Origin of the sequence: Anaerozeibacter quisquiliarum (assembly GCF_051162045.1) — a bacterium.
Lineage (GTDB): Bacteria > Bacillota > Clostridia > Christensenellales > Aristaeellaceae > Anaerozeibacter > Anaerozeibacter quisquiliarum.
The window spans coordinates 26,247-36,496 of the sequence record NZ_JBISDI010000039.1 but is presented as its reverse complement, the minus strand read 5'-3'; the positions used below and the strand labels follow the sequence as shown (position 1 = coordinate 36,496).

Annotated in this window: 8 protein-coding genes; 4 read left to right on the top strand and 4 right to left on the bottom strand. The window is 64.0% G+C overall.

What is annotated here, in order from left to right; translation table 11 throughout:
- On the bottom strand, positions 1-615 hold the full coding sequence (locus ACH6CV_RS14985; protein WP_456359021.1) for a transposase: 615 nt from the start codon (positions 613-615) through the stop codon (positions 1-3).
- Between the two features lie 278 nt (positions 616-893).
- Between ACH6CV_RS14985 and ACH6CV_RS14980 the strand changes: the two genes are divergently transcribed.
- Complete coding sequence (locus ACH6CV_RS14980; protein WP_456359020.1) at positions 894-2,348, top strand: helix-turn-helix transcriptional regulator; 1,455 nt, start codon at positions 894-896, stop codon at positions 2,346-2,348.
- Between the two features lie 469 nt (positions 2,349-2,817).
- On the opposite strand, the gene ACH6CV_RS14975 is transcribed toward ACH6CV_RS14980, so the two are convergent.
- From ACH6CV_RS14975 to ACH6CV_RS14965, 3 genes are all read right to left on the bottom strand, one after another.
- Entirely contained in the window at positions 2,818-4,680 is a 1,863-nt protein-coding gene (locus ACH6CV_RS14975; protein ID WP_456359019.1) for a peptidoglycan-binding domain-containing protein, read from the bottom strand.
- A gap of 39 nt (positions 4,681-4,719) precedes the next feature.
- Complete coding sequence (gene tmk, locus ACH6CV_RS14970) at positions 4,720-6,000, bottom strand: dTMP kinase (RefSeq protein WP_456359018.1); 1,281 nt, start codon at positions 5,998-6,000, stop codon at positions 4,720-4,722.
- Positions 6,001-6,224: 224 nt separating this feature from the next.
- Positions 6,225-6,641 (bottom strand): hypothetical protein, encoded by a 417-nt coding sequence (locus ACH6CV_RS14965; protein WP_456359017.1) that lies wholly within the window; start codon positions 6,639-6,641, stop codon positions 6,225-6,227.
- Positions 6,642-7,664: 1,023 nt separating this feature from the next.
- On the opposite strand from ACH6CV_RS14965, the gene ACH6CV_RS14960 reads away from it, so the two are divergent.
- From ACH6CV_RS14960 to ACH6CV_RS14950, 3 genes are read left to right on the top strand one after another with little or no spacing between them, the layout of a single operon-like run.
- On the top strand, positions 7,665-8,435 hold the full coding sequence (locus ACH6CV_RS14960) for an ABC-2 family transporter protein (protein ID WP_456359016.1): 771 nt from the start codon (positions 7,665-7,667) through the stop codon (positions 8,433-8,435).
- Complete coding sequence (locus tag ACH6CV_RS14955; RefSeq protein WP_456359015.1) at positions 8,425-9,270, top strand: ABC-2 family transporter protein; 846 nt, start codon at positions 8,425-8,427, stop codon at positions 9,268-9,270. The genes ACH6CV_RS14960 and ACH6CV_RS14955 overlap by 11 nt, the downstream gene beginning before the upstream one ends.
- Complete coding sequence (locus ACH6CV_RS14950; RefSeq protein ID WP_456359014.1) at positions 9,221-10,219, top strand: ABC transporter ATP-binding protein; 999 nt, start codon at positions 9,221-9,223, stop codon at positions 10,217-10,219. The genes ACH6CV_RS14955 and ACH6CV_RS14950 overlap by 50 nt, the downstream gene beginning before the upstream one ends.
- The last annotated feature ends 31 nt before the right edge of the window (positions 10,220-10,250 follow it).

Genomic DNA, 10,250 nt, shown 5'->3' with positions numbered 1-10,250 from the left:
TTACGCCCCGCGGGGGCCACCACCCCGCCTGCGGGCACCCCTCCAGGGAGGGGTGGCGCGGAGCGACGGGGTGGTGAGCCTGTCGGCAGGGCTCGGGAAAGCAGGCACGGAGGCTTGGGTTACGCCCCGCGGGGGCCACCACCCCGCCTGCGGGCACCCCTCCAGGGAGGGGAATAGGAAGGCAGCCATTCCCCTCCCCGGAGGGGTGGCGCGGAGCGACGGGGTGGTGAGCCTGCCGGCAGGGCTCGAAAAGCAGGTACGGAGGTTTGGGTTACGCCCCGCGGGGGTTTGAGGTTGTAGAACAGCATGTACTCGACGATTTCTTAGAGGCGCCTGCGTGCGAGTGGCGAAATGCGTCGCATCCACGCATTCCACCTTCAGCGAACGGAAGAAGCTCTCCGCGCAGGCGTTGTCGTAAGGGCTGCCGGGGCCGCTCATGCTCTGAAGGCCACCATACTTGGCCAAGGTGCTGCGGAAATCTGCGGAGGCGTACTGGCTTCCCCGGTCGGTATGGAAGATAAACCCTCGTCCTGGCCTGCGGTTCTTCACAGCGTTTTCGAGCGCTGCGATGGCCAGATTCCGGTCGATGGCCCGGCTCACCGCCCAGCCTACCACGCGCCTTGAGCAGATGGTTGCTGTTCTATTCCCAAATGACACGGGGGATATTTAGCCTGCGGAAAGCATTGTGATCTGTGCGTGTATTATGCTGATGGCACAATCAGCGGCGCGGCGGGTTTCTACCGGAGCTGGTGTTATAAGGTTAAGGGCCCTTAAGGGGGAAATAACCAATGCTCCAGCAACGGAGGCATTCCGAAAAGGATAAGGACAAATAAAACCGGAAAAAGTCAAGACAAATATCACAAAAGAATATATAATCTCTATGGGGTGGTACGATGAACTGGATCAATGATATTCAAAATTCGATAAACTTTATTGAAAATAATCTTCTGGAAAATATCAGCGCTGACGATGTATCGAAACATGTTCATTCTTCGCCTGATTATTTCCAAAGAACATTTCATATCGTGACGGGACTTTCCGTAAGCGAGTATATAAGGAACAGGCGATTGACGCTTGCAGGGGAGGAACTTAAAAATACGCAACCTAAAGTAATCGATGTCGCCCTGAAATACGGCTATGATTCGCCGGAAAGCTTTACAAAAGCGTTTACCCGATTTCACGGGATTACGCCCGCATCCGTGAAGAGATCGAGCCAAAACCTGAAATTTTTTTGTCCGCTCTCGGTAAAAGTATATATTAAGGGAGGATTTGGCATGAGAAGAAAAATCATTCCGAATATCCCTGACATTGACTGCTATGGTAGCGAAGTAGATTATGTTTTCGACCTTTTGGATGCGACTTTTACCGGTGCGGGCGAAAAAATGAGTAAGGCGGAGCTAGCCGCATACAGCGGTATGGCAAACCGTTTCGTCTGGAAGCCTGGAGCGTGGCGTCATGGGTATGAGGTCATGGATAGTATAGACCAAACACCCTTTGAATCAAGTATACGATTATTCAAAACATTTGGATGGGATGCCAGATACATCAGCATTTTACGCGACGGCGACGGGAAACCACTCAATACCGATCATGAGCAAATCAGGCGTGATTTTGTTGAATCGATCGACAAGGGGTACCCCGTTGTGTGCCGTATGAACTCACACAGACAAAATGTAGTGATTGGATATGAAAACGATGGGAGTATCATCGTGAGCAGGGTTGGAATCGACGGCGAAAATGACGACAAACGATCTGAGACGGCCACTCGCGAAAATTGGGAAGATAGTGTATCAGAGTATATCCTATTAAAAGATAAATCCGGGCCTGCTCCCGAACGGGAACGATTCCTCGACTTATTGAGGCTAATCGTCAGCCGCGCCCGCAGGACAGATAAAATAAACGGCATGAACGTCGGGTTCGCCGCGTGGGAAGCATATCTGCATGATTTGGAGTTCAGCGATTTTTCTACGCTATCGCTAGAAGAGGTAGGACGAGACGGAAGAATGGGCATCTACTGCGACGGATTATGCCAAATATGGGGCCGCAGCGGGGCACTGCCCTACTACCGCTCGCTTGCCGAGCGCTTCCCCGAATGGCGTGATGAACTGAACATCGCCGCAGCTGCGCTTGACGATTGTTCAAAATACGGTGGCTTCCTATGGGCACAGGGCTTCTCCTTTGATGAAAAAGGGTATGAAAGATTCCGCGACCCCGCCGCCCGGAAGATCCTCGCAGACGAGGGGCGAAAGGCCTTGCAAAAGGACATTGAAGCGGTAGAGCAGTTTGAGAAGATATTGTCCAAAGAAGGATTGCATGGTGAAGCACTCCATGCATCCTGCCCCAAATGACGCAGTGATAAAAGGAACCCTCCGAGGAGGGGAATAGGAAGGTAGCCATTCCCCTCCCTGGAGGGGTGGCGCGGAGCGACGGGGTGGTGAGCCTGTCGGCAGGGCTCGAAAAGCAGGTACGGAGGTTTGGGTTACGCCCCGCGGGGGCTACCACCCCGCCTGCGGGCACCCCTCCTGGGAGGGGAATAGGTGGCCATTCCCCTCCTCGGAGGGGTGGCGCGGAGCGACGGGGTGGTGAGCCTGTCGGCAGGGCTCGGGAAAGCAGGTACGGAGGCTTGGGGTTACGCCCCGCGGGGGTTACCACCCCGCCTGCGGGCACCCCTCCAGGGAGGGGAATGGGAGGGCCGCCCGCATGACACGTTTGCCCGACGGCAGGCGGCCCCATACCCCACCGGCCTCTAAAGATTTCCGCCCGGCCGGCAGCGAAGCTGCCAATAAGCCGGGCGGAAAGATTTCGAGGCCCCGCGCGTCAGCGCGTCGTAAGCTCCGGGAACATCAACTCGAGCGTGGGTTGATCGGGCTGGCCGGTTTGCTCGAGGGCGTTCGCAAATTGGTAGTCCAACAAGGCCTGCGCGTAGCCGACGTCGTCCAGGATGTCGGTCAGGTAGCCTTCGTCGAACAGCTTCTGCCGGATCATCTCCACGGTGATGCCTTCCGGCAGCACGGGCGCGGTGGGTTCGGGTTCCGGTTCCGGCGTGATCTCCGGTTCCGGTGTGATCTCCGGCTCCGGCGTGATCTCCGGCTCCGGCGTGATCTCCGGCTCCGGTGTGATCTCCGGCTCCGGTGTGATCTCCGGCTCCGGTGTGATCTCCGGTTCCGGCGTGATCTCCGGCTCCGGTGTGATCTCCGGCTCCGGCGTGATCTCCGGTTCCGGCGTGATCTCCGGTTCCGGCGTGATCTCCGGCTCCGGCGTGATCTCCGGCTCCGGTGTGATCTCCGGCTCCGGCGTGATCTCCGGCTCCGGCGTGATCTCCGGCTCCGGCGTGATCTCCGGTTCCGGCGTGATCTCCGGTTCCGGCGTGATCTCCGGTTCCGGCGTGATCTCCGGCTCCGGCGTGATCTCCGGTTCCGGCGTGGGCGCCTCGGTGGGCTCCGGCGTCGGCTCGGGCATCGGCGTGGGCACGGGTTTCGGAACCGGCGTCGGCTTGGGCGTCGGGCCGGGCGTCGGGTAGGGATCGACCCAGGGGTCGGGCGTGGGCGTGGGGCGGGGCGTCGGCTTCGGGGTGGGCTTCGGCCTCGCGGTGGGTACCGGCACCGGCGTATTGCCCGGCCTGATCGGCGCGTCCTCGTCGTTCAGCCATTGGATGGTCTTTGTCCCGGCGGTGCCGTCCGCCTTTAAGTTCAAGTTGTAGGCCTTGTTGAGGTGGACCTGGAAATCGCGGACCGCCTGCTCGGTGGCCGCGTCGTACTTGCCGGTGGGCCGGTTGGCGGGCAGCCAGCCGAGCTCGATCAGCCGCCACTGCAGGCCCGCGATCTGCTCGCGCGAGGCCTTGCGGTAGTTGTTGATCGGCGTGGGCGCGGGCTCCTCCCAGTCGTCTTCCTCGTCGCGGGGCGTGGGGCGCTGCACCTCTTCCCAGGTCGGCCACCATTCGTCTTCTTCCGCTTCCTCGCCGGGATCGGGCGCTTCGCCGCCCGCGTCCTCGACGCCTTCTTCGTTGCGCCAATCCAGCGTACCCGGATCGGTGATCGGCAGTCCGTCGGGATCGGTGGCCTCGCCGGCAGCGGGTGTGGCGGTGGGCGCGGTCCAGCGACCGTCGTCGAGGTTGCCGTCCGCGGTGCGGTCGGTCGCGCCGCGACCGAGGTTGAGCACAATGACGATTACGATCAGCACCGCCGCGCCCACCACGCCGCCCATGATCGCCATCTGGCGCGTAAGCTTGCGGGGGGGCACGTCGTCCTCCTCGCCGGGCTGGCCGACCGCGCCCGCCGCCGGGCGCTGCGCCAGGTAACCGGTGCCGTTGTCCTCAAAGAACGCGCGCCTGCGCTGCCCGTCGCCGGCGTCGCGCATCTGGGCGAGCGCCCGCTCGAAGGCGGCCTCGCCGCCGGGCAGCAGCTCGACCGCGCCGTCCGCCCTTCGTCTGACCGCGCCGCGCGGGAACAGCTCGCGCACGCGCAGCGGCGCGCCGGTCTTCTGATCGAGCGCGGTGTAGACGATCCCGCCGGCGTCCTGGCCCAGCGCGCGGCCGATCACAAAGCGCCCCCGGAGCACCGAACCGGGCGCGAGATGCCCCTCGGGCACCGGCGCGAGCGGATCCTTGTGGCAGGCAGGGCACGCGCCGCGCTCGTCGAGCGGCCCGAAGCAGTACATGCATAGGTTGCGATGGTCTTCCATGGGTCGATGCCTCCTTAATCGGGCGTGACTGGGGTGTGGCTAAACTACTTTGGACACCGCGCGCTTGAGGCGTGCGAACACTGCCTCGGGTGCGCCGTTCGCGTCGATGATTTGAAACCGCTTGCGCTCGCGGGCCGCCAGGTCGAGATAGCCCTCGTGTACGCGGCGCGCGAATCCGCTGCCGGCGACCTCGATCCGGTCGGGCGAATCGGCGGCCACGCGGCGGCGCAGCGCGCAGTCGGGATCGATGTCGAGCAGCAGCGTCAAGTTCGGCATCACGCCGTCCACCGCGGGCGCGTTGATCGAGCGCACCAGCTCCGCGCCGAGCCCCCGACCGATGCCCTGATAGGCGATGCTCGAATCGACGAACCGGTCGCACAGCACATGCGCGCCGCGCTGAAGCGCGGGGCGGATCACCTCGCGCACGTGCTGCGCGCGTGAGGCCGCAAACAGCATCGCCTCGCACATGTCGGACATGCCCTGCTCGCGCGCGTCCAGCACCACCGCGCGGATGCGCTCGGCGATCGGGCAGCCGCCCGGCTCGCGCGTGATCGCCAGCGCGTGGCCGCAGTCCTTGAGCCACTGGGCGAGCAGCGCGTGCTGCGTGGACTTGCCGCAGCCGTCGGACCCCTCGATCGAGATGAACACGCCGGGCAAGGTCGCCTCGCCGGCCAGCAGCAACCGCGTGAGCTCCGCGACGCTGCCCGCGACGACGGTCGCGCCGGCACGCTCGAGCTCCTCGCGCCCGCCGTAGCCGTAGCCCGCGCCGACGGCGTCTATGCCGCTCGCGTGCGCGCCTTCGACGTCGAACAGCCTGTCACCCACCATGCAGGCGCGGCGGCAGAGGGACGGCAGCGCCGCGCGCACGAGCGACGCCTTGTCGTGCAGACCGTGCTCGCCGCCGGGGGCCATGATGCGGTCGAAGTACTTCGCAAGGTCGAACGCCTCGAGCACCATGTCCACGACCGGGTGGGGCTTGGCGGTGGCCAGCGCCAGGTAGGCGCCGCGCGCCTTGAGGGTTTTGAGCAGCGCGGGGATGCCCTCGAACACGCGGTTTTCGAGGAAGCCGCGCACGTTGTAGCGCTCGCGGTAGTAGAGCACGGCGCGTTCGGCGTCTTCGGGCGAGAGCCCGGCGAGTTGCTGAAAGGCCGGGTTCAGCGGCGGCCCGATGTAGGCGCGCAGTTGCTCGGGGTTCAGGTCTCGAATGCCAAACTTGTCTAATGCATATTGGACGCAATTCACGATGCCAGGTTCCGAATCGGTCAGCGTGCCGTCCAGATCAAAGATGACTGCGTCGTAGGGCAGCGTGCGCGCGCTCATGCGGTGTCCTCCCGTGCGTGTGTTGTTGTCTATTGTAAACGAGCCGGGTTAAATGCAAAAGCTTGTCAGGGGATAAAATGGGGTGGTCTTGCGCAAGAAGCTTGCGCTGTAGGCCATACGGGTTCGAGCTTGATACACAGGTCGCCCCTACGGGGGTCGAGGGATCGCGACGGTTCCTCGTGCCCTCGCAGGGGCGGCCTGTGATTGTCCGTCCCCGTTGCGCGTCAGATGACGCCCCAGATGGTCAGGCTGGCAATCTCCCGCGCACACGGGTGGAAGCAGAGCTCGGGACCGCTGTTGACGACCGACAGCGCGGCGGGCACACGCGAGACGGTCACAATGTCCGTGAAGCTGTGCGGCGCGGCGCCGGTGACCCACAGCGCGTGGGCAACGCGCGGCTCGTCATCCAGTTTCAGCGTCAACGTCGCCTCGTCCCCGCGCACGACGTCCGAGAGAAACAGCGTAAAGCCGACCGCGTATTGGCCCGCCTTGCGCAGGGTCACGCGGCCCGACGCGCGGTCGAGCTCGATGAAGGGCGCCGCGTCCTTTACCTCCGCGTTGAAGCCGATCGACGCGCCCGAGGGCAGGCGGCGCGATCGACCGGACTCGGGCAGGTACAGCGCGTACTGCGCGCCGACCATTTGCGAACCGCCGGGCCCGACCGGCCCCGACGGGCCCGGCGGTCCGGGATAGCCGCGCTCACCCCTCGGCCCCTCGGGCCCTTCGGGGCCTGGCGGGCCGGGATGGTCCTCGGGGCCGTTCGGCTTCCATCTGGCAGGGATGCGGCCCCAGTCGGGTTCACCTTGGTACGAGGAATCCGGCGAACAGGCGCGGCCGGTGTGTAATTTGGGGAAGCGTTCGGCGTAGGGTTGAGCGCAGTCCGGCCCCGATCGGCCGCACGAACAGCCGACCCTGGCCGGGTGGCCGACGCCGGATCCGCCGTGACCGCGTATCACCTTCACAGGATCACCTTCTTCCAACATGCAATGGATTGCCTGCCCGGCGAAGGAGGGCGACAAACCACAGTATGATTTGCACTGCGGGCAAGTGAAATGCGCTGTGATATTACATAACAGTCTCCATCATGAATGCGTGAATGATGCCGTTGGGTATCGCGCGCCGTAGGCACATCTCACCGCGGCGCAGTTGCGCACATAGTATGCCGCGAACCATCTTCGCAGACAAATCGCGGCAAAGGAGCCTTGTATAATGTTTGACCGGTTCGATGCTATGAATCTCCCGAACCACGAGTACGGCCATGGTAAGGAAGTTGTTGGTTGCCGCCCCCGACGTGATCGTTGCGGCCCGCCTTGACCCTGCGGCCCCCCCGCGCCGCGCTCGCTTACGCGCCGGACGACGCGCGGCTCAAGCAAAATGTCGGGCTGACCGGCCGGGTACTTACGGAAAAATCGATTGACACCTGTCCCGGGCTGTGATAAGATGAACCAAATTCCGAGAAAGGGGATGGCGACTGTGGACGAACTCATGCGGCATATCGTTCGGTTCGTGCGCGGCATGTTCAACGCTTTTGCGCATGCAGGGACAGCTATGCCCTTTTTTGGCACCGCGCGCGCCTAGGTAGTTTTTCTGCGCGGCGGCCCTGAAGGGCCGCCGCTTTTTTGCGTTTTGGAAACGGATTACACTCAAAATCGAGGGGATGAACCATGAAACGATACCTTGCCACATCGCTCATGTGCCTGATCGAAAAGGGCTACTTCGGACTCAGCGAGCTTTTCGGGCAGTACGTAATGCGGGCGGCGGCGATGGGGGCGCTGCTGATGATTTGGCGCGCGCTGAGCCTTTCGGGCGCGGACTTGGGGGACATGACGCTCAATCAGCTATACGTCTACACGGTGCTCTCGACCGCGCTTGGACCCATGCTCGACGTACGCACGCCCGCTGGGGGCTGGCTGCACGACGGCACGATGCTTTCCCTGTATTTGCGCCCGGCTTCGGTGGTCGGGCAGTTGATCGCGCACACGCTGGGCGGCTGGGTGCTGCGGCTTTCGCTGCTGTCCGCGCCCGTGCTGGTCGTGGCCGCGCTCTTAGGGGTTGATATGCGGCCGGCGGGCTGGGCCTTCCTGCCCTCGCTGCTCTTGTCGGTTTCGCAGGGATTCGCGGTGGATCTGCTGTTCGCCGCGCTGATGATCCGCCTGCGAAGCCTGTCCTGGCCGGTACACAGCCTGCGCGAGTCGCTGACGGCGCTGCTCACCGGCGCGCTGATCCCGTTCTCCGTGCTGCCGCTCCAGATCGGTCGATGGCTCGAGATGTCGCCGCTGGGCACGCTCGCGGGCGCGCCGCTTGCGCTGTACACGGGGCTTGGCGATGCGGGCCGGCTGCTCGCCGCCCAGGTTCTGTGGAATGCGCTGCTCTGGCCGCTGGCGGCGTGGTGCTTCCGGCGCTCGAGGGAGAGGATGGTGTCCTATGGCGGATAAGGCGCGCAAGCTGCTTCGGCTGTACGGGCTGTACGCCCGACTGGACCTTTATTGGGTGTTGCAGGACAGGGCGGCCGCCGCGCTCGTCATGGCGGCGGAGCTGGTGGCCGGCGTTGCGTCCGCGGCGGGGGTGGGGCTGCTCGCGGCGCGGTTCGGCGGCGTCGGCGGGCTTCATACGGACGAGGTGCTGTTCATGCTGGGCTTCTTCGAGCTGGCGAGCGGCTTTACCAATATGATGTTCGGCGGCGGCAACGCGCTATGTATCAGCCGCCGCGTGGCGCGCGGGCAGCTTGACCATATGCTGATCCAGCCGCTGCCGCTGTGGATGCAGCTGCTGGCCGAGGGGTTCATGCCGGCGTCGGGCTCGGGCGGGTTCATAACGGGCCTCGCGGTCACCTGGATTGCCTGCGCGCGGTTGGGACTGGCCGTTACGCCCGCATGGCTGCTGGCGCTGCTGCTCTACATGGCCTGCCACGCGCTTTTCAAGATCGGCCAGGGCTACCTGTACGGTGCGGCGGCGTTCTACAAGCCGGTCGCCTGCGAGGAGATATCCGCGCAGGTAATCGACCTGAATAACCTGCTGGGCCGGTATCCGATCGCGGGCCTGCCCGCATGGGCGACGGCGCTGATGATGACCGCATGCCCGGCCGCGCTGGCAGCCTACCTGCCCTCGCTCGTGCTGCTCGGCAAACTGGGCCGAGGGCCCGCGCCGGCGCTCCCGATCGCCGTGGCCGCGGCGTTCATGGCGGCCGCCACCTACTTTTTCAAGAAGGGATTGAAACACTATGCAGTATACGGCTCGAGCCGCTACCGCGACCTCGGACACCGCGGTTGAACTTCGGTCGGTTTCTAAGTACTTCGATCAGAACAAACTGGAGTCCCTCTTTAGACGGGAGCGCGTGCGCGTCCATGCGCTCGAGAACGTGTCCTTTTCGATCCGGCGTGGGGAGTTCTGCGCCTACGCCGGGCCCAACGGCGCGGGCAAGTCGACCACGTTCAAGCTGATCGCCGGCATGTTGCTGCCCCAGTCGGGCGGCGTAAGGGTGCTCGGGCTGTCGCCCGCCGAGGACCGCATCGCGCTGATGCGGAAAACCGGCGTGCTGTTCGGCAACCGCAGCGAGCTGTGGTGGGACCACCCGGTGCGCGCCTCGTTCGAATGGAAGAAGGAGGTCTGGGACGTGTCGGACGCGGTGTACGCGGAGCAAACGTCGATGCTCAGGGAGCTCTTGGGGCTTGATGATTTCTGGTCAAGCTTCGCGCGCGAGCTGTCGCTCGGCCAGCGGATGCGCGCCAACCTGGCGCTGACGCTGCTGCACGCGCCGGAACTTCTGCTGCTGGACGAGCCGACGCTGGGGCTGGACGTGCTCGCCAAACGGCAGATGATGGCGTTCCTGAAGGTCCTGAACGCAGAGCGGGGCGTGACGATTCTGGTCACCTCGCACGACATGGACGACCTTTCCGAGATGGCGCGCCGGTTGATCTTAATCAACCGAGGCACGCTGGCCTTCGACGGCGACCACGAGGCGCTCATGCGGCTTGCGGGGGATGTGCGCGTGCTGCGTGTGCGCGCGGCGGGCGAAGCGCCCCGCGTCCCGGGCGCCCGCCTGGTCGCGCGCGAGGGCGACCGGTATGAATACGAATACGACGCGCGTTGCTGCCCGCCGTCCGAGCTGTTTTGCGCGTTGGCGGCTCTGCCCCGCGTGATCGACGTCGAGATCGAGCGCGCGCCGATCGAGCGCGTGATCGCCGATCTGTACGCCCGCTGGCAGCGCGGGGAGGATTGATTTTATCCTGTTTACATCTACCGGCGGATCG